This window comes from Delftia sp. ASV31 (assembly GCF_016428765.1).
GTDB lineage: Bacteria > Pseudomonadota > Gammaproteobacteria > Burkholderiales > Burkholderiaceae_C > Comamonas > Comamonas acidovorans.
Window position 1 is genome coordinate 1 of the sequence record NZ_JAELTK010000052.1, and the last position, 20,460, is coordinate 20,460.

12 protein-coding genes and 1 pseudogene are annotated in these 20,460 nt (G+C 67.3%); 2 read left to right on the top strand and 11 right to left on the bottom strand.

The genetic code is table 11. The annotated features are described in order from the left end of the window. From JHD82_RS18310 to JHD82_RS18360, 11 genes and pseudogenes are all read right to left on the bottom strand, one after another. A pseudogene (locus JHD82_RS18310) lies at positions 1-133 on the bottom strand (protocatechuate 3,4-dioxygenase); the annotation flags it as partial. Then, positions 133-540, bottom strand: a complete 408-nt coding sequence (gene ligA / locus JHD82_RS18315) for a protocatechuate 4,5-dioxygenase subunit alpha (protein WP_199137956.1) — start codon at positions 538-540, stop codon at positions 133-135. The pseudogene JHD82_RS18310 and the gene ligA, both read right to left, overlap by 1 nt. 60 nt (positions 541-600) lie before the next feature. After that, positions 601-1,941, bottom strand: coding sequence for an MFS transporter (locus JHD82_RS18320; protein ID WP_199137958.1), 1,341 nt, complete (start codon positions 1,939-1,941; stop codon positions 601-603). A gap of 291 nt (positions 1,942-2,232) precedes the next feature. Then, on the bottom strand, positions 2,233-4,485 hold the full coding sequence (paoC, locus tag JHD82_RS18325) for an aldehyde oxidoreductase molybdenum-binding subunit PaoC (RefSeq protein ID WP_199137960.1): 2,253 nt from the start codon (positions 4,483-4,485) through the stop codon (positions 2,233-2,235). Between the two features lie 4 nt (positions 4,486-4,489). Next, positions 4,490-5,440 carry a xanthine dehydrogenase family protein subunit M gene (locus JHD82_RS18330; RefSeq protein WP_199137962.1) on the bottom strand — a complete coding sequence of 317 codons (951 nt, stop codon included), beginning with the start codon at positions 5,438-5,440 and terminating at the stop codon, positions 4,490-4,492. Beyond that, positions 5,437-6,081, bottom strand: a complete 645-nt coding sequence (gene paoA, locus JHD82_RS18335; RefSeq protein ID WP_199137964.1) for an aldehyde dehydrogenase iron-sulfur subunit PaoA — start codon at positions 6,079-6,081, stop codon at positions 5,437-5,439. The genes JHD82_RS18330 and paoA overlap by 4 nt, the downstream gene beginning before the upstream one ends. A 246-nt stretch (positions 6,082-6,327) precedes the next feature. After that, positions 6,328-11,883 carry a DNA repair ATPase gene (locus tag JHD82_RS18340; protein ID WP_233174787.1) on the bottom strand — a complete coding sequence of 1,852 codons (5,556 nt, stop codon included), beginning with the start codon at positions 11,881-11,883 and terminating at the stop codon, positions 6,328-6,330. Positions 11,884-12,051: 168 nt separating this feature from the next. Next, positions 12,052-14,127, bottom strand: a complete 2,076-nt coding sequence (locus tag JHD82_RS18345) for a hypothetical protein (RefSeq protein WP_012205645.1) — start codon at positions 14,125-14,127, stop codon at positions 12,052-12,054. Positions 14,128-14,225: 98 nt separating this feature from the next. Continuing rightward, positions 14,226-14,894 (bottom strand): hypothetical protein, encoded by a 669-nt coding sequence (locus JHD82_RS18350; protein ID WP_012205646.1) that lies wholly within the window; start codon positions 14,892-14,894, stop codon positions 14,226-14,228. A gap of 74 nt (positions 14,895-14,968) precedes the next feature. Continuing rightward, the gene (locus JHD82_RS18355) at positions 14,969-15,679 is read right to left on the bottom strand and encodes a PspA/IM30 family protein (protein WP_199137968.1); all 711 of its coding nucleotides are present in this window, start codon (positions 15,677-15,679) and stop codon (positions 14,969-14,971) included. Positions 15,680-15,720: 41 nt separating this feature from the next. Continuing rightward, entirely contained in the window at positions 15,721-16,203 is a 483-nt protein-coding gene (locus JHD82_RS18360; protein ID WP_233174788.1) for a YjfI family protein, read from the bottom strand. Between the two features lie 440 nt (positions 16,204-16,643). Here JHD82_RS18360 and JHD82_RS18365 point away from each other — a divergent pair, with 440 nt between their 5' ends. Together JHD82_RS18365 and JHD82_RS18370 are read left to right on the top strand one after the other, a co-directional pair. Beyond that, positions 16,644-19,277, top strand: coding sequence for an EAL domain-containing protein (locus JHD82_RS18365; RefSeq protein ID WP_199137972.1), 2,634 nt, complete (start codon positions 16,644-16,646; stop codon positions 19,275-19,277). Between the two features lie 157 nt (positions 19,278-19,434). Beyond that, positions 19,435-20,442, top strand: coding sequence for a diacylglycerol kinase family protein (locus JHD82_RS18370; protein ID WP_199137974.1), 1,008 nt, complete (start codon positions 19,435-19,437; stop codon positions 20,440-20,442). The last annotated feature ends 18 nt before the right edge of the window (positions 20,443-20,460 follow it).

Consider the following 20,460-nt stretch of genomic DNA (forward strand, 5'->3'; position numbering starts at 1 on the left):
TGAGCCATTGGCGCGAGTGCTCGAAGCCCTTGAACAGCGGCTGCCAATAGGGGTCGCCCGCCTTGCCCAGGTCCATGGCCGCGCCGATGGCGGGCACATGCGAGGTGTAGACGGATGCGGTGATGCGTGCCATCAGATGCCTTTTTCCTGTCGTTCCTGCTCATGCAGGTAGCGGTTTCCATTGATGCTGCGTCCGCCGCCCAGCATCATCTGGCGGTAGTCCTCCTCGTTCATGCCGCTCATGGTCGAGACCATGTTCTGCACGCTGACGCCGTCGGTGGCGCCGATCTTCACGAGGAAGTAGATGTTTCCGCCCAGCGCAATGCAGCGGTTCAGGTCGCGGTCCAGCACGGCCTGTCTTTGCTCGGCCGTCATGGCCCATTCGCCCAGATAGGCGCGCTCGTCAGCCCGAAAGCGCTCGCGGTTCTCGGCCTTCATCAGCGACATGCAGAACTGGTTGAGCCAGTAGCCCTTGCGGGATTGCTCGGCGTCGAAGACCGTGGTTCCCGGTACGTCGAGATAGGGTTTGTCCAATGCCATGGAAGTGTTTCTCCTGCGCTTGAGCGCTTGTGCGCGTGCTTACGGATAGGGGTTCAAGGATCAAGCACCAGGCGCTCGCAGCGCGCCACCCCCCGGCGCCAGGGCGCGGCCGGCGCCCGTGGCCCACACGGCCAGCGCAGCGGCAATCAGCGGCAAGGCAAAGACGTAGTACAGCGAGGCAGGCTGCCAACCGCCGTCCAGCAGCAGGCCGGCCATGGTGGGCGCCACGATGGCGCCTATGCGCCCAATGCCTATGGCCCAGCCCATGCCGGTGGCGCGCACCTGGGCCGGATAGGTGGCCGGCACCAACCCGTACAGCCCGGCCATGGAGGCGAACAGGAACACGCCCACGCCCACCGCTGCGGCGAACGCCCAGCCCAGGCTGGCCGAGGCCAGGCCGAACAGCGCGGTGAACAAGGCATTCAGCAGCAGGCTGCCCATGGCCAGATGCCGCAGCTTGGCCTTCACCGCCAGCAGGCCGAACAGGCTGCCGCCGGCAATGCCGCCCAGGTTGAGCAGCACGCCGCCCGTCACGCCCTGCTGTGCCGACAGGCCGGCCTGCACCAGCAGCTTGGGCGTCCAGCTCAGGGAAAAGTAGACGCTGAACATCAGCAGGAAGAAGCCGGCCCAGAGCATGAGCGTGGGGCGCGCCAGGCCGTTCCTGAACAAGGCGGCCACGGTATTGCCCTGCTGGACGTCACGGCCGGCTTGCGCGGGCAGCTGCAGCATGGCGGGGTGCCCCATGAGTGCCATCAGGCGGTTGAGCTTTTCCAGCGCACGCGCCGGGCGACGGCCCATCAGGAAATCCACCGACTCCGGCAGGCGCCACAGCACGATGGGCACCATCAGCGCCGTGGCCAGGCCGCCGAACACAAAGACCGAGCGCCAACCATGGTGTGTCAGCAGCCAGGCGGCCACGAGTCCGCCCAGCGTGGCGCCAATCGGATAGCCCGTGGCCTGCAGCGCAATCGCCGTGCTGCGCCATTTGTTCGATGAATACTCAGAGGTGATCACCCCCACGCTGGCCAGCATGCCGCCAATGCCCACGCCCGTCATGGCGCGCAGGGCTGCCAGCTCGACATGGCTGCGCGCTGCCGCAGACAGCAGCATGCCCGCGGACACCAGCACCAGGCACAGCACGATGATGGGTTGCCGGCCGCGGCGGTCGGCCACGGGCGCCAGGAACAGCGAGCCCAGGGCCATGCCGATCAGACCGGCGCTGAACAGCACGCCCAGCTGCGCCCCGTTGAGCTTCCATTCGGCAGCGACGGCCGAGGCGGTGAAGGCCATCACCAGCACATCGAAGCCGTCCAGCATGATGAGCAGGGTGCAGATGGCCACGGCCAGCCACTGGAACGGCGCCATGGCGCCCTCGTCCATCGTCTTGCGGATATCTTTCATACAAGTCCTTGTCGGAGCAGGTTGTCTCTTTGCCCTGGCAGGCGCTTTGCGCCCAGGCCAGGTTCTTTTGTGGGAAAACTGGGGGCGGCCTGCATTCGGAGCGCACAGCGCCTACATTCCCCAGTGCAAAAAGTATCTCCACGCCAGCCTTTCCAGGCCAATGCCGACGGACGCGCAAGCTATGCGTTCTATTGATGGCCACATGCAAAAAGGCCGGCCACCCAGAGGTGACCGGCCTTCGTTCATCAAGAATCCTGGGCCTGAGCGGGCTGTCTCAGGTGCAGTCCCCTCTCATGCCAGCCTCCCCAGGCCTGCCAGCAGCTTGTCCAGCGTGATCGGGTAGTCGCGCACCCGCACGCCGGTGGCGTTGTGGATGGCATTGGCAATGGCTGCGCTTACGCCGCAGATACCCAGCTCGCCCACACCCTTGGCCTTCATGGGCGAGGCCATGGGATCGACCTCGTCCAGAAAGATCACTTCCTGGTGCGGGATGTCGGCATGCACGGGCACCTCGTAGCCTGCCAGGTCATGGTTGACGAAATAGCCCAGGCGCGTGTCCACGGCCAGCTCTTCCATCAGGGCCGCTCCCACGCCCATGGTCATGGCGCCGATGACCTGGCTGCGGGCCGTCTTGGGATTGAGGATGCGGCCGGCCGCGCAAACGGCCAGCATGCGGCGCACGCGGACTTCGGCAGTGAAGGCGTCCACGGCCACCTCCACGAAGTGCGCGCCAAAGGTGGACTGCTGCATCTTCTTGTCCAGCACGCCGAATTCGATGGCATCCTCGGCCGTCAGGTCGGCGTCGCCGGCAGCGCTGGCCAGGGCCCGGCGCTTGCCGCCCGCCTGCACATGCCCATCCGAGAATTCGGCCGTCGCCGGGTCCATGCCCAGCTTGCGCGCCACGGCCTCACGCAGCTTCACGCAGGCGGCATAGACGCCGGAGGTGGCACTGGCCGCACCCCATTGCCCGCCCGAGCCTGCCGAGACGGGAAAGCCGGAATCGCCCAGCCGCACGCGCACCTGCTGCAGCGGCAGGCCCAGCATCTCGGCCGCCGTCTGGGCAATGATGGTGTAGCTGCCCGTGCCGATGTCGGTCATGTCGGTTTCCACGGTGAGCATGCCCTGCCTGTCCAGACGCACGCGGGCGGCGGACTTCATGACAGGGGCGCCTCGGTAGGCGCCGGCCATGCCCAGGCCGATCAGCCAGCGCCCTTCGCGTCGTTGGGCCGGCTGGGGATTGCGCTGGCTCCATCCGAAACGCTCGGCGCCCGTGCGCAGGCACTGCACGAATTCACGACGGGAAAACGGCTTGTGCTCCTGGGCAGGGGTGCCCTCCTTCGCCTCGGGTTGCGGCTTCTTGCCGCTGTCTGGCACCACCTGGGTGTCGTTGCGGATGCGCAGCTCCACGGGATCGATGCCGAGCTTTTCCGCCAGCTCGTCCATGGCAACTTCCAGTGCCATATGGCCCGTGGCCTCGCCCGGGGCGCGCATGGCATTGGCCTCGGGCAGGTCCAGCACGGCCAGGCGGGTGGCGGTCATGCGATGGGTGCCGGCATACATGCGGCGGGTCTGGTCCACGGCACCGTCCGCCGATCCTCCGGGCTGGTCGCCCGACCAGCTTTCGTGGCCGATGGCGGTGATTTTTCCGTCCTGCCCTGCCGCGATGCGCACACGCTGGATGGTGGCCGGGCGGTGCGTGGTGTTGTTGGCCATCAGCGGGCGCTGCAGTGCGACCTTGACGGGCCGGCCTGCCGCGCGGGCCCCCAGCGCGGCCAGCAGTGCATCGGCCCGCAGGAACAGCTTGCCGCCAAAACCGCCGCCAATGAATGGCGAGACCAGGCGCACCTTGTCCTTGGGAATGCCCAGCGTCTTTGCCAGCTCGCCCTGGCCCCAGGCGATCATCTGGTTCGAGGTCCATACCGTGAGCTGGTCGCCCTTCCATGCGGCCAGCGTGGCATGGGGCTCCATCATGGCGTGCGACTGGTCTGGCGTGGTGTATGTGGCGTCCACCTTCACGGGGGCCGAAGCGAAGGCGCCTTCGAAATCGCCAATGGCCGTGTCCGGCGCATCGCCATTGATGCTGTCGGGTGGCACGGCGGAGTCCTTGGCCTTGGCCAGGTCATAGGCGCCAGCCACGGGCTCGTAGTCCACACGGACCAGCTGCGCGGCAGCGCGCGCCTGCTCGAAGGTCTCCGCCACCACCAGGGCCACGGCCTGGTGGTAGTGGGCCACCTGGGGGCCTGCCAGCAACGGCGCGGTATTCATCTTGCCCTGGCCCAGCTTGCCAGCGGTCTGTGCGGTGACGATGGCCAGCACGCCGGGCGCGCGGCTTGCCTGCGCCAGCCCGATGCTGCGTATGCGGCCCTTGGCAATGGCCGAGCCCACCACATAGCCATAGGCCGGGTGCTGGACCACGTCATGCCGTTCATAGGCATACGGCGCCGTGCCGGTGGTCTTGAGCAGGCCGTCGATGCGGTTCATCGGCTGGCCGATGATTTTGAGCTGGTCAATGGGGTTGACCGTTGCGGGGGTGTCGAATTTCATAGCGTCAGTTCCTGGCCTGGTCCAGCACCGCGGCGAGCGTGCGCTCCGCCAGCGGGAGTTTGAAGGCGTTGTCCTGCGTGGGCCGGGCGCCTGCCAGCAGGCGGTCGGCAACGGCCTTGGCTCCCTGTGGCATCTGTGCTTCGGCCGCCTCCATTCGCCAGGGCTTGTGCGCCACGCCGCCCAGTGCCACGCGCCCGCTGCCGTCGCGCTGCACGATGGCGGCCACCGACACCAGCGCAAACGCATAGGAAGCCCGGTCGCGTACCTTGTGATAGATGTGCGTGCCGCCCAACGGCGGCGGCAGGGTGACGGAGGTGATCAGTTCGCCGGCCTGCAAGGCCGTCTCTACGTGCGGCGTGCTGCCGGGCAGCCGGTGGAAGTCGGCAATGGGGATGACGCGGGCCTTGCCGTCGGCCTGGATGGTTTCCACCGTGGCGTCCAGCGCGTGCAGCGCCACGGCCATGTCGCTGGGGTGGGTGGCAATGCAGGCCTCGCTGCCGCCGATCACCGCATGCTGACGGCTCACGCCGGCAATGGCCGAACAGCCGCTGCCCGGCACGCGCTTGTTGCACGGCATATTGGTGTCGTAGAAATACGGGCAGCGGGTGCGCTGCAGCAGATTGCCGCCTGTGGTCGCCATGTTGCGCAACTGGCCCGAGGCGCCGGCCACCAGGGCGCGGGTCAGCACGCCGTAGTCACGCCGCACGCGCGCATGGGCGGCCAGGTCGCTGTTGCGCACCAGCGCGCCTATGCGCAAGCCGCCCTGCGCGGTGGGCTCCACGGTGTCCATGCCGGTGCCGTTGACATCGACCAGATGCACGGGGGTTTCTATCTGCAGCTTCATCAGGTCCAGCAGATTCGTGCCCCCGGCGATGAAGCGGGCGCCCGGCCGGGCCGCCACGGCGGCGGCAGCCTGCGCGGGGGATTGGGCGCGTTCGTAGGTGAAGGCAATCATGTCCGCCCCTCCCCCGCCACTTCGGTGATGGCATCGACGATGTTGGAATACGCCCCGCAGCGGCACAGGTTGCCGCTCATGCGTTCACGCAGTTCATGGGCCGAAACCAGGGGCTGGGCCACGATGTCTTCGCTGGCATGGCTGGGCATGCCGCGTTTGATTTCATCGAGCATGCCTACGGCAGAGCAGATCTGCCCCGGCGTGCAGTAGCCGCACTGGAAACCGTCGTGCCGCACGAAGGCGGCCTGCATGGCGTGCGGGGATTGCGGCGTGCCCAGGCCTTCGATGGTGGTCACGGCTGCTCCCTGGTTCATCACGGCCAGGCTCAGGCAGGACACCACGCGCCGGCCATTGACCAGCACCGTGCAGGCCCCGCACTGGCCATGGTCGCAGCCTTTCTTGGTGCCGGTCAGGTGAAGATGCTCGCGCAGGGCGTCGAGCAGCGTGGTGCGGGTGTCCAGGTCCAGGCGGTGTTCCTTGCCGTTCACCTGCAGGGTGACGGGCAGCTGGACCCCTTCGGGGATGGAGGGAGGCTGCACTTGCGCGCCGGCCGATCGAGGCACGGCCGTTGCCGCAGCCGTGGAGGCACCTGCAATCAGAAGGTCCCTGCGCGAAACGGAAAGCTGGGTGTTGTGTTCCATGGGGCGTCCATCGTGTTGGCTCTTCGTGGGGCGTGCACACTGCTGCGAACACGCCACTCCAAGCATCGGTTCGGGACGCGCCCCGGGTTGTAGGTGATGGTCCAACGTCCGGGACATCGGGTTGTCCGATGACGGATCAGCGCATGCAGACGTGCGAGGGCCCCACGGCCCATGCAAAGGCAGCGCCAGCAAGGCGCCCCAGCCTTTGCCGATGTGCCCTGCCCCGGCTTTGCTCCGGCGATGGGCCTAGGCCGCAGGCGGCACGTCGCCGCGCTGCATGCGCTCGAATGCCTTGTCGATTTCCTCGGAGCGTATGGCGCCCGCAGCCGGCACGGGACGGCCCGCGCGCTGGGCGTCGATCTGCTCCTGCATGCGCGTGGCCACCTGCATCAGCACGCGGTGCAGGCCCAGCTGCTGGCGGCGGGCCTGGTCCAGGTGCGTGACCACGGGCTCCAGGGACTGGGTCAGCGAGCGGGTCAGCAGTTGGCCCAGCATGTGGACCAGGGCCTGACGGTCCTGGGCGGCCTGTACCTCCGACGGGGTGCTGGCCTGGGTGCCGACGGGCTCGCTGGCCGCCCTTTGCGCCATCAGCTCGCGTATGCCGTGCAGCGAGTCGCCTGCCGCGCTTTGCGTCTGCAGCAGCCGCGCCAGCAGAGCCTGAAGCGCCTGTAGCGTCTGGGATTGGTCAGCGTCCCTGGCGGCGGCCTGCGCGGCCGCTGCCGATGCGTGAGCCTGTTCGGCGGCGCCTTCCTGCACCGCCTGCTGCTGGGACTGGGACACCGACTGGGCCACCTCGCGCGTGGCGGCGACCAGATCGACCAGTTGCGCCGTCACGCGCGTGGCGGCGTCGGCATTGGCGCCGCCTGCGGCCTGGCGGCGCAGGAACTGCTGACGTATCTGCTGCCAGCGGGCGCTGTCCTCGTCGCTCATCTGCCCGCGCAGCTCGGCGAGCTTGAGCAGGTTCTCCTCGGCGCCCGTGGTCAGCATCTGCGCTTCGCCCTGGTAGTGGTCGGCCAGCATCTGCTGCATTTCCTGGTCGTTCATCACGGGCGTGATCTTCTCGGCCAGCTTGTTCATGTTGCGGTAGCTGCCCTGCAGCCGGAAGGCCGGCTCGGTGCGGTAGCCGTCGTCCTGCGCGGCGCTCTGGATGTACTGCTGGTTGACCTTGAACACCAGCTCGCGCACCTGCACCATGCGGGCCAGCACGGCCTCGATCTCGCGCAGCTCGGCCGATGAATAGTCGTGCGACAGCGCATTGCCCGAGACCTCCCGGCCCTGCGCCTTGTCCAGCAGCAGGTACAGGTCCTGCAGGCTGCGCGTGGCCATCGGCGCCAGCACGGCGTTCGAGGTCATGCTGTTTTCGATGTAGCTGAGCTTGAACACCTCCTGCATGCCGCCCAGCACATCGCCCAGGTTGTAGATGTCGGCACGGTTGGCCAGCATGTCGGGGATCTTGAAGACCTCGCCCGACTCGGTGTACGGGTTGCCCGACATCACCACGCAAAAGCGCTTGCCGCGCATGTCGTGGGTGCGGGTCTGGCCCTTCCATACGCCCTCGATGCGGCGCGTGCCGTCCGACAGCGAGATGAATTTCTGCAGGAACTCGGGGTGCGTGTGCTGTATGTCGTCGATGTACAGCATCACGTTGTTGGCCATCTCCAGCGCCAGGTTGAGCTTTTCCAGCTCCTTGGCCGCCGTGGCGTCCGGCGCCTGGGCCGGGTCCAGCGAGCGCACGGAGTGGCCCAGCGCCGGGCCGTTGATCTTCATGAAGATCAGGCCCAGCCGGTTGGCCACGTACTCCATCAGCGTGGTCTTGCCGTAGCCGGGCGGCGAGATCATCATCAGCAGGCCCATCTGGTCGGTGCGCTTGTTCTCGCCGGCCACGCCGATCTGCTTGGCCAGGTTGTCCCCGATCACGGGCAGGTAGATCTCGTTGATGAGCCGGTTGCGCACAAAGGACGACAGCGGCCGGGCCTTGAATTCCTCCACCCGCACGCGCGAGCGCCAGTCCTGCAGCAGCTGCTGACGCAGTGCCTGGTAGCGGCCGAATTCGGGAACAAAGGTACGGAAATGGCGCGCGGCGCGCTGGCCCAGGTCGTCAATCTGCAGCCACATGCGGCCGTCCGCAATGCGCGGATGCTGGCCCAGCAGGCCCGGCACTTCGTGGCGCAGGTCCACGCTGCTGACCTTGCAGGGCAACTGGCCGGCACAGCACAGCCAGGCGGCGGCCTCGCCGCAATAGGCCAGCCACGCCTGCCCTTGCCCGTCGTCCAGCGCGCGGCAGGCGGTCTGCAGCCAGTGCAGCGCGCTGCGCCAGCGCTGGTCCAGCGGCGCCACGGCCTTGTCGTGCCGGTCCTCGCCCTGCCAGTAGGCCTGCATTTCTTCCCAGCGCTGCAGCGGCTGGGCCTGCTGCTGCACGGCGGCCTGCAGCGCGGCAATGGCCGACTGGCTGTAGCTGGAGAAGGAAAAGCGCACGGCCTTTTGCGCCAGCTCGGCCTGCATGTAGTCGGCGGCGCCGTGGATCAGGCTGTCGATATCGCTGTCTGCGGGCGCCGCCTGTCCTGGCAGCAGGTCGCGCAGCAGGCCCCGCTCTTCGGCATAGGCGCGCAGGCGCTCGGAGATGTCGGTGCGCAGGCTCAGCTGTTCGGCCTCGCTGCCGAACATCTGCTGCATGGCCTGGGCCTGCTGGGCGCGCAGCGGCCACTGCGCCATGGCGGCAGCCAGCTGCGGCTGCTGCACCTGGGCCTGTGCGCTCCAGAACAGCAGGGCCAGCGCACGGGCGTCGGGCGCAAAGCGCAGCACGCCGGCGGCATCGCGCAGGGGCAGCAGCACCTGCAGGATGCGGGCCGCATCATGGTCGTGGATGCCGCGCTCATAGCCTTCGCGGTAGCGCGGCGCGGAGAACTCGCGGATGGCCTGGGTCAGCGCCGCCTCGTCGGGCAGCAACTGGGCCAGCCGGGCCTCGCTCCAGCCGTCACGGCGCTGGCGCGCGGCCAGCACCACTTCCAGCGCCAGGTATTCGCCCCGGTAGAACTGCGGCGATTCGGCCGGCGTGGAGGCATCCCAGTAGGCCTGCAGGGCGGCCAGCTCCGGGTTGTCCATGGGCTCGAAATACTCGGTGCCGACCAGGTGCAGGAACAGTTCGCCGTTGCGCGGCAGCAGGGTCAGGTCCAGCTCCTGGTTGCCCACGCTGAAGCGGTGGCGGCCCAGGCGGATGATGGCGCCGTCGCCTTCGTACAGCTCGGTGCGGTCCTGCAGCGCGCGAAACGCCTGGTCGCGCAGGTTCTTGACGCGGCCGTCGATGTCGTCGGCCTTGACCGGGTCGTGCAGTTGCTCGCGCAGGCGCTGGGCCAGCTCCTTGAGCTTGCCGATCAGCGGATCGCCTGCAAAAAAAGCATGCAGGGCATCGGCGCTGGCGAGCTTTTCGGTGCGCTTGGGCAGGCTTTGCACGATGCGCAGGGCCGCGTCCAGCACGCCCTGCGCCTTGCGCTGGCGCTCGTCCTGCAGCGACTGGCGGCGCGCCTCGAAGCTCTCCAGCACCTCCTCGCGCTTGGCCATGATGTCGCCGAGGAACTGCTCGTGCTCGCCGAAGCGGCTTTCGATTTCCTCCAGCTGCACCAGCAGCCGCGCCAGCTGCTCGTCGCATTTCTCGGGCGTCTGCGCCAGGCCCAGGGCGCTGACGATGCTTTGCGAGAACAGCGCCAGCTGGGCGGCGAACTGGGCCACGTTCTCGGCGCCACCCAGGCCCGACCGGCGCTGCTCGGCGCGTGCACGCACCTGGTTCAGGCGCGCGTAGACGGCCGAGATGCGATCCACCACCTGGGTGCGCTGCGTGGCGTCGTCGATGGACAGGCTGCCCATGAGCTCGGACAGCATGTCCAGCGCGGCCGCCATGTCGGCCATGCGCGCCAGCGGCTCGTTGATCTGCGCCACCGTGGCTGCCGCCTGCGCAGCCTGGTCCAGTGCCTGCAGCTGCTCGGCATAGGGCTGCATGGCCTCGTCGGTGGCAATGAAGGCGGCCGTGCGCTGGGAGACATCGGCCTGGGCCTCGTTGACGCCCTGCACCATGGTGTCGATGGCGGCCTGGTCCACATAGCGCAGGTCGCGCGTGGCCATGAGCTGGCCGCGCAACTGGCCCAGCTGGGTGAGCGCGTCCACGTACTCGCCAATGCTTTTCCAGTCGGCCAGCCGCAGTGTCTTGAGCAACTGGCCGTGGCGGCTGGAAACCTCGCCCATGGCCTTGGCCGAGGCGTTGCGGATGCTCTCGACCTTTTCGTACTCGTCGATGACCGCATCACCCGTGGCGACAATGCCCAGCAGGGTCTCGTGCACGCCCTTGAGCTGCGGCGCGCCCAGCCAGTGGTAGCGCTCGAACAGGCGGCGCGCGGCGTCGATCAGGCGCTCGTAGCGCGGCAGCGAGACCTCGGTGGCCGCGATTTCCTTGCGCACGCTGTACAGGTCGGAGATGCCGCTGACCAGCTCGGCATTGCCGATGCGGCCCAGGAAGCTGTCGCGCTGCGGCTGGCGTGCCGCATAGTCGTCCGAGGCGAAGGGCGTGCGCCAGACCTGCATGGGGTGCACGCGCGAGGCCTCGTTGCTCTCGGCCGCGAAGATGACGACGCGCCCGTCGTCCATGCGCGCATAGCCGTGGCCGATGATGGGCGGCTGCAGGGCGCGCTCGATCAGGTTGTACTTGAACAGCGCCATGCGCCCGCTCTCGGGCTCGTAGAACACGTAGAGCACATCCTCGCCGTTGGGCGAGCGGATGCTGCGCCGGTAGCGCATGCCCTGCATGTTCTGCTCGAACGAGCGGTTCTCGCCGCTTTGCAGGTAGTAGCCGCCGGGGAAGATGATGCCGTGGTCCTGCGGCAGCTGGATGCAGGCCGCGCCGATGGCGTCCATGCGCAGCACCTGGCGCGACAGGGTGTTGAAGATCAGGTAGCGCCACTGCTCTTCGCGGTAGGGCAGGATCTTCAGCAGGATCAGGCTGCCGACGGCGGCGTACTCGAACACGGCGTCGTCCAGCGACTGGTTCTTCTCCTGCACGGGCTCGCGGTAGATGCCCAGGCCGTCGTTGGTGTTGTTCTCGACCTTGATGGTCAGGTCGCCGCCCAGCGTCTCGACGAAGACCTTGTCCAGGATGTTGATGTGCGGGTGGCGCCCCTGCACCAGCTGCTCGCGCCCGGCGCGCTGCCACTCGAAGTCATGCGGTGCGGGCAGCTCGATGTCGCGCTCGCCCCGGTTGTCTATGTAGCGGATGGGCTGGCCATCGACGGGCACGGACCAGCGGAATACGCGCACATCGGACAGGCGCTCGCCAATCTGAAAGCTCGCCAGCAGCTTGCCGTCGCGCACGGCCAGCTGCATCAGCCGGGTGTTCTTGTAGTAGGCGTACAGCTCCTGGAAGTCCTGCACGAAGCTCTGTATGCCCAGAAAGCTGTCCTTGAGATCGACCGGCGTGACCTCGTAGCCCTGCTCTCCCTCGTGCAGGCGGTACAGCACGAACACGTCTTCCACGCGCGTGGACTGCTTCAGGCCCATGAAGACGTTGTAGCCAAACAGCAGGTAGCCGCCGACCTGGGCGATGTCGCGGCCCAGGCAGTTGTTTTCGGTGCGCACGCGCATGCGCCCGATGACTTCCATCTGGCTGCGGCCGAATTCCTCCAGCCGCTCCTCGTTGAGCTGGCGTGCCAGCGTCTCCAGCGCCTGCCCCTGGCCGTCAAGGCGCTTGGCCAGCACTTCGTAGGAGCCGCCGCTGGCGACTGCCTGGTCCACGGCAGAGGCCGCGGTGTCGGGGGACAAGGACTGTGAGGACGATGGGGACGGTTGGGACATGGGCGTCACGGGCTTTCGCGTGTCAGGGACCATTCACGCCCTCCCCGGCCAGCTGACTGGCAGGCAGGGGGCGGAGGAAGGCGGATGCGGGAGGCTGGGCAGCCGGTGGAGGGAGCGGCCGGGCGGCCGCCCCGTTCAGTCGACCCTCTGCGTGGGCGGCAGGCCCTTGCCGTCGCCCAGCGCGTTCAGCAGCGATGCGCCGCCCTTGCCGCTGAGGAACTTGCTGATCAGGTCCTGCACGATGGGGCTCTTGCCCGCCACGCCTTCCACGGCCTTGCCCACGGACAGCGCCTTGGCGAAGTTGTCGAAGAAGGCTCCCTCGCCACCCACGATGTCGATGTTGGCCTTGCTGAGTGCGGCCGACAGCACCTCGGACTGGTCCTTGGCCACGCTCTTGTTGGCTTCGATGGCGGCCAGCGCCTGCTCGAAGTTCTTCTCCAGCTGCATGCGGAACTCCTCATGCGAGCGCGCCTGGTCGGACAGCGAGGCCAGCGCGGTGAACTTCTCGGTCAGGCCCTTGGCCTCGGCGAAGAGCTTGTCGCGCAGCACATCGGCCTCGGACATGCCCACGTCGCGGGTGACCGTGGCCTTGGTGGCGCCCACCTGGGCTTCGCCGCGCGCCTGGGCCAGCAGGCGCTCTTCCAGCACCTTGGCATCGGCCAGGCCCTGCTTTTCGTTGGCGTCGGCCGTGGCCTCGATGACGCGCGCCTCGGCCAGGCCCTTTTCCTGATGGCCCTTGGCTTCGGCCATCAGCTTCTCGGCAATCACGCGGGCTTGGGCCAGGCCTTCCTTTTCCAGGGCGGCGGCGGTGACTTCGCGCACCTTGGCATCGGCCAGGCCGGGCGCGGCGCGCTCGACCTCGATGGCCTCGGCCAGCTTCTTCTTGGCTTCGGCGGTCTTGCTGGCCGCTTCCAGCTCGGCCTGGGCCATGGTCGTGACTTCCACGGCCTTGTGGCGCGAGGAAGCCTCTTCGGCCTCGGCCTTCTTGACCTGGCGCACCATGTCTTCCTCGGCCTGGGCCTGGGCGGTCAGCACGGTGACCTGCTTCATGCGCTCGGCCTCGGAGACAACACGCACTTCCTTGATGCGTTCCTCTTCCTGGGCCACGGACTTTTCCACCACCACGCGCTCGCGCACCACGTTGGCGATGTTGGCCTTCTCGACCTCGATGGCCTTTTCCTTCTCGATGCGCTGCAGCTCCACCTCGCGCTGGCGGGCCACGATCTCCAGCTCCTTGGCGCGCGTGACCTTCTCGACCTCGATCACCACGGCACGCTCACGGTTTTGCTGGGCCACGGCCACTTCGCGCTGGCGGTTTTCCTCGCGGATGTCCAGTTGCTCCTGGGTCTGGATGCGGGCCTGCTCGGCCTTCAGGCGCTCTTCTTCCTGCACCTTCTGGGTTTCGGCCTGCTCGCGCGCCTGGATGGTGGCGATCTCGCGCTTTTGGCGCGCCTCGGCATCGGCCTGCTGGCGCTCCAGCGCCAGCATGGCTTCCTTGGTCTCCACGTTCTTCTTGGTGATGGCCAGGTCCGAGTTGCGCTCCAGTTCGTTGGTGACGATGTTCTGGTTGGCCGTCAGCTCGGTGATCTTGCGGATGCCCTCGGCGTCCAGGATGTTGTTGGGGTCCAGCGAGGACTTGGGCGTCTGCTCCAGGTAGTCGATGGCCACGTCCTCCAGCACATAGCCGTTGAGGTCGTTGCCGATGACATGGATGATCTGGTCACGGAAATCCTGGCGGTTCTCGAACAGCTTGACGAACTCGATCTGCTTGCCCACGGTCTTGAGCGCCTCGGAGAACTTGGCGTTGAACAGCTCGTTGACGGCCGTCTTGTCCGAGGCCCGGTCCACGCCGATGGCCTTGGCCACCTTGAGCACGTCTTCCGCCGTTTCATTGACGCGCAGGTAGAAGGCCACGGTGATGTCGGCGCGCATGTTGTCGCGGCAGATCAGGCCTTCCTTGCCGCGCCGGTCGATCTCCAGCGTCAGCAGCGAGATCTGCATGAATTCCTTCTTGTGGATCACCGGCAGCACCAGGCCGCCCGTGAACTTGACCTTGGGCTGCGACGTGGTGTCGTTGATGATCAGCGCCGTGCCCTGCGGAACCTTGATGTAGAAGGCCTTGACCAGGGCGAACAGCCCGAGGATGACGACGAAGACGGAACCGATCACCACCCCGGCGACGATGTACCACTCCATGTTGCTCATGTTCATGCGAATCTCCCCTGTGAATTGCTATCTGTGAAAACGCTGAAAAAACGGAAAGGCCGCGCCCGCCGAACGGACGCTCGGGCCTTGTGGGAATCCCGGAACTAGCGCGGCAGCTCGGTGCCGTCGAACTCGGCCTTGCTGACCACGCGCCAGGCGTTGTGCTCGGGCAGGTGCTCGATGAGCACGATCTCGGTGCCCCGGCCCAGTGCGCGCTCGGGAGAGCGCATCTGCACGTTCAGGCCCGCGCCGCCGTCCTCGACACTGCCGTAGCCCTGCGTGCCGTCCACCACGGCGCTGCGCACCAGGCCGGTGCGGCCCAGCAGCACCTTGGGCTCCTCTGCAGGCGCCACCTTGTTGACGATGCCCCGCAGCGGGCGCAGCAGCAGCACGGTGGAGGCAAAGCCCAGCACCATGGCTGCCGCAGCCACCAGGGAGCCGGTCAGCAGGTTCACCAGGGTCCAGCCCTGGGGCATGGGCACGAAATGGCATAGCACATACGAGGCCAGCCAGGACATCAGGAACAGCGCGGTGAGGATGACCGTGAGCGGAATGCCGCCCAGGCCCACCTTGAGCAGCAGCCCGGCCAGCGCGCTGACCGAATGCTCCACGCCGTGCGCATGGTCGCTGCCGTCGAACAGCACCCAGTGGTCCAGCGAGTCCACCTCCAGCAGGCCCAGCATGGCGATCAGCCAGTACAGCAGCATGAACAGCAGCAAGGCGCCAAAGATGAAAGTCGGAAAGCCAAACGCGTATTGCAGGAACGCAGACATGTTCTTCCCCTCCCCTCAAATCCGGCAGCCGAGGCGGCAGGCCTGGCAGTGCCTGCCTGGACAACGGCCGCGCATCAAGCGTTTTTTCCGCCAGTTGCGGCGCGCTGCGCCTTCAGGCGTTCCAGCACCGACTGCGCATTGCCCGCCTGGGGCGTGATGCCGGCAGCGCGCAGCTTGGCATCCAGCGCGTCTTCGCTGCTGTCGCGCGCCAGCTCGGCCGCGCTTTCCATGCGCGCACCGCGCTCGGCCTGCTTTTGCTTGATGCGCTCCAGAGAATCCAGCGCGCTTTGCACGCGCGTCTGCGAGCCTGCGTAGCGGCCGGCCACCGTGGCCTGGGCGCGCTGCACGCTTTCCGTGGCCTTGACCGTGTCGGCCTGCTGCTTGAGGCGCTTGATATGCGATTGCGCCGTCTGTATGGCCACGCGCAGCTGCTCCACGCTTTGCGTGTAGGCGTGCAGCTGGGATTGCTCCTCGTCGCGCTGGGTCTCCAGCACGGAGACCTTGCCGGCCACTTCCAGCGCCAGCGCCTCGTCGCTGGTGTCCAGCGCCTTGACGGCATAGCCCTCGTACTCGGCAATGCGTTCCTGGGTCTGCTTGAGCTTGCCGGCCGCCAGCTTTTGCTTGGCCATGATGTCGGCCAGCGCTTCCTTGGACTTGTTCAGGTCGCTGTCGGCATCGCGGATTTCCTGGTCCAGGATGCGCAGGGCCTGGCTGTCGGTCACCGCCTCGCCGGCCTCGTGGGCGGCGCCGCGCAACGCTGTCACCAGCTTGTTCCAGATGGTCATGATGATCTCCTAGGGGCTCAGTGTCTTCAACGGGCGGGGCGTCAGGCCTGCGCGGATGCGGGTGCGGATGTGGGTGCGGGCACCGGCGTCAGGTAGTGGGCCAGCGCCTCGGTGGCCTGGATGACGCTGTCGGCCAGGGTCAGGATCTCGGCAATGATGTCGCCCTCGCTGCTGCTGGCGTGCAGGGCGGCGAACATCACATAGCCCTCGCCGCCGTGGGCCTGGGGTTCCAGCGCCATCGTGGTGAAGGGAAACAGTTTTTGCAGGCGCAGCATCTGCTCGTTGAGGCCGGCGCGGTCGTGCACCTGGTCGGCGGGCCACAGAAAGGCCTCCACCACCAATTGGTCGCCCGAGAGCGCCACATGCACCGGCAGATCGCCGAATTCGGGCAGGCTGACCAGCAAACTTGCGTCTGCGCCTTCCAGCACCTCGATATGGAGCCGGCCGCCCTGCACCAGTGCCGATTGCTGCAGATCGCCCGCCAAGGCGTGAATATCCCGATATGCCTGTCTGCTGTTGTCCATGCCGCCCTCCTTGTGGATGAGAACCATTGATTCCGGTTGCAATCCCGGCACGCGCATTTGCTTTTCCAATTGCTGCAATGCCGCGCCGTACTCTGGAAGAATCCAGACCTCCTTTTTCACCAGCCCCTGTTCGCGCAGCCGTTGCCGGTGCAGGCGCTGGTAATGGGCTGATGTCTTTTGTTCCATGCGGATACCATAGCGGTCATTACATGTGATGTCTACATGTAATGGCGATCAATTTGTAAACGGATATGTAAACCGAGTGGCGCAATGGCCGGCTTTGCGCAGGCCACGGCCCGCCTTTGCGTTCTGGCAATTCACCATCAAGAATTCATTTTTTCTACCGAAAACCATTTATCAACAAATTTTCCTATCAACCACAGGAGCGCCCAGGCGCGGACTGCGGCGGCGGCGGCGCAGGGCTGCGAAGGCACTGCACAATGGCCGCTGTCGCAGGCAGATCCGGCCCTTGGCTGCCCGGCGCACGCTACGGAAACCTCTGCATGCCCGCCTTCAGGCTCTCACTTCGCACGGCAGTCACAGCCCCCTTCATAGCGGTGTTCGTGGTCACGGCCGGGCTATTGGCGGCATGGCAGCAGCGCCAGGTGGACCAACTCATCAACCGCGAAAGCCTGCGGCTGCTCGACTCCCTGTCCACCACCACGCGCCACCAATTGGCCGATTACCTGGAGACCCCGCTGCGCGTGCAGCAGGCCCTGGCCGAAACCGTGGCCCGGCAGGCGCTCTACACCCCCGGCGACCTGCGTCCCATCTATGGCTATCTGACACGCTCATTCACCGAGCTGTATGCCCAGCACCACCAGATCAGCCTGTTGAGCTTTGGCGGCGTACAAGGTGAATACACGGGGGTGCGGCTGGAGCCCGATGGCCGCTACCGCCTGATTCTCCAGGACCGCAGCACCCAGGGCGCCCTGCAGATCTTCGAGGGGCTGGAGCCCGGCCCGCCCATGTCCAGCCTTGCCGGCTACGACCCCCGCGTGCGCCCCTGGTACCAGCCTGCCATCCACAAAGACGGCCCGCACTGGTCGCCCATCTACACGGTGACTGGCGACCGCGGCGATACCACGATTTCCGCATCCACTTCAGTGCGGGTGTCCGGCCAGCTGGCCGGCGTGGTGGCCGCCGATGTGCGGCTGAGCAGCATGAACCGCTTTCTGCGCGACGAGCCCTTGCGTGGCAACGGCCATATCGCCGTGGTCGACGCACAGGGCTACATGGTGGCGCACTCGTCCGAGCTGTCGGTGCTGAAACGGCGCGAAGGCCCCTATGACCCACCCGTGCGCCTGCGGCTGTCCGAAAGTCCCGATCTTGCGCTGCGCAGCCTGGCCGCCCTGTTGCCTGCGCATCTGAGCGCGGATTCATCGGCGCCAGCGGGTCCCGAGAAAACCATCAACCTGAGCTTCAAGGAACAGGGGCAGATCTACCACGGCCAGGTCACCGCATTCCACGATGGACGCGGCATCGACTGGCGGATCCTGGTGCTGCAGCCCGAATCCGATCTGGTCAGCAGCATGCGGGCGGACAGCCGCCATGCGCTGGTCCTCGCTTTCGGCCTGGCCTTGCTGGGACTGGGGCTGGGCGTGTGGTGCCTGCGCCGGGCGCTGCGCCCCCTGGCGGTGACGGCCGATGCGGCCAACCGCCTGGCCAAGGGCGACTGGAGCGCGGTAGGGGCGCTGCCGGATACGTCCCTGGTCGAGACATCGTCCCTGGTTTCGGCCTTCCACAACATGGCGCAGCGGCTGCAGGAATCGTTCGAGCACATGCGCGCCCTGCTGCAGTACGACAGCCTGACGCAGCTGCTCACGCGCGCCGGCCTGATCGAGCAGGCCGATGCGGCGGCAGCCGCCAACACGCCCTGCCCTGCAGCGCTGTGCCTGCTGGAGCTGCAGAATTTCCGCAGCGTCCGCGACGATGTGGGCCACGGCACGGGCGAGCAGTTGCTACGGGCCGTGGCCGAGCGGCTGCGCAACCACCATCTGCAGTTTCCTGCCCTGCTGGCGCGCACGGCCAGCAACGAGTTCGCCATGCTGTGGCTGCATGACTGCACGCCGCAGCAGATGCAGGACAAATGCCGCCATCTGCTGGAAATCTTCGACCAGCCATTTTCCGTGGGCAAGGACGACATCGTGCTGCGCGCCTGCGCGGGCGCCGTCAGCGGCGAGCTGCTGCCGGGCGTGCTGCCCGAGTGGCTGCGCAACGCCAGCATTGCGCTGGGTGAGGCGCAGCGCGGCTCGCACCCCTTCCTGCTGTTCGAGCCCAGCCTGGCGCAGAAGATGCTGGGCCGCACGCAGCTGGCCATGGAGCTGCGCCAGGCGGTGGAGCGCAACGAGCTGCGCGTGTTCTACCAGCCCGTGGTGGACCTGGCCACGGGCAGCATGGTCGGCGCCGAGGCCCTGGTGCGCTGGAGCAGCCCGACGCGCGGCATGGTGCCGCCCGGCGTCTTCATTCCGGTGGCCGAGGAGTCGGACCTGATCCTGAGCGTGGGCGAATGGGTGCTGCGCACGGCGGCGCACGACATCGCCTCCCACCTGCCCCGGCTGCCCGCCGACTTCGAGCTGCACGTCAACATGTCGGCACGCGAGCTCATCCAGTCCGACTTCGCCTCCACGCTGGAGCAGGCACTGGCCACCAGCGGCCTGCCCGCCCGGTTGCTGACCCTGGAGCTGACGGAATCCATGCTGCTGGACGACAGCGACGCCACGCTGCAGCGCATTGCCGCCATCCGCGCGCTGGGCGTGAAGATCGCCATTGACGACTTCGGCACCGGCTACTCCTCCCTGGCCTATCTCAGCCGCCTGCGCTTTGACTGCATCAAGATCGACCAGAGCTTCGTCGGCCAGTTGCCGGAGTCCGAATCCGACAAGTCCATCGTGACCGCCGTGCTGCGCATCGCCCAGGGCTTTGGCGTCAAGGTCGTGGCCGAAGGCGTGGAGGAGCAGGCCCAGGCCAGGCTGCTGCATGCACTGGGCTGCGAGCATGCACAGGGCTATCTGTTCGAGCGGCCGGTGCCGCTGGCGCAGATGCTTGAGTACCGCGCTCCCTGGCATGAGTGAGCCACCAGTGAGCCACCAGGGAGTCGCTGGTGAGCCGCTGCTGCCTTGTGGTGCCCTGCCTGTCGGCTTTGGCTGACGTGTGCCGCTTGCATGATCCGGTGCACATGCAGGTGCAATCCACGAAACAATCGGCGCCTGTTCCAGCCTCCCGCCTTCCATGACGCCCACCTATTCCGAGAGCCAGCCGCCCCCGCCCCGTCTGGACCCCGCCGGCCCCATCCACCTGATCGTGCCCCTGCGCCCAGGCGCCGACCTGGAACAGCTGCGCGCCCGCCTCACCAGCGTGCCCGCGCTGCAGCAGCGCAGCGTTCAGTGGCATGTGCCTGGCGCACGCGCCGACATCGTGCACCTGGCCGCCCGCGCCGTGGACAGGGCCAGCCAGGATGGCGGCCTGGTCGTGGCCGCCGGCGGTGACGGCACCATCAATGCGGTGGCCGCCGCAGCCTGGGCACGGGGCGTGCCCATGGGCGTGGTTCCGCTGGGCACCTTCAACTACTTCGCCCGCGAGCAGGCGCTGTCGCTGGACCCCGCCCAGGCCGTGCAGGACATTCTTCAGGCATTGCAGGCCGGCCAGATGCGGCCCGTGAACGTGGGCCTGGTCAACGAACGGCTGTTCCTGGTGAACGCCAGCCTGGGCCTGTACCCGCGCCTGCTGGACGAACGCGAGCGCGCGTCCACACGCTTTGGCCGCACGCGGCTGGTGGCCATTGCGGCCTCCATCTGGAGCATTCTTCGCGGTGGCAGCGCGCGCCGCTGGCGCATCGCCCTGCGCTCCGACCGCCAGGCGCCGCTGCAGCAGCGGGAGCACCTGGCCAGCACACTGTTCGTGGGCAACAACCCGATGCAGCTGGAGCGCGTGGGCATTGCCGAAGCCCGCGCCGTGGCCGACGGCCAGCACCTGGCCGCCGTGCTGCTGCTGCCGCAGGCCAGCGAGGCCCCAGCGCGCGTGGTCTGGAATGCCGTGTTGGGACGGCTGGCGCAGGACGATGCGGTAGCCAGCCTGGCCTGCACCGAGCTGGTGGCAGAGCCCGCAGGCCGGCGCCCGCGGCGCCTGAAGGTGGCCTTTGATGGCGAGCGCGAATGGATGGCCCCGCCCATTCGTTTTCGCCTGGGCGAGAAGCCGCTGTGGCTGGTCGTGCCGGGCGAGGCCGGGCCCTCCTCCTGATCATCAAGGGACAAGGAA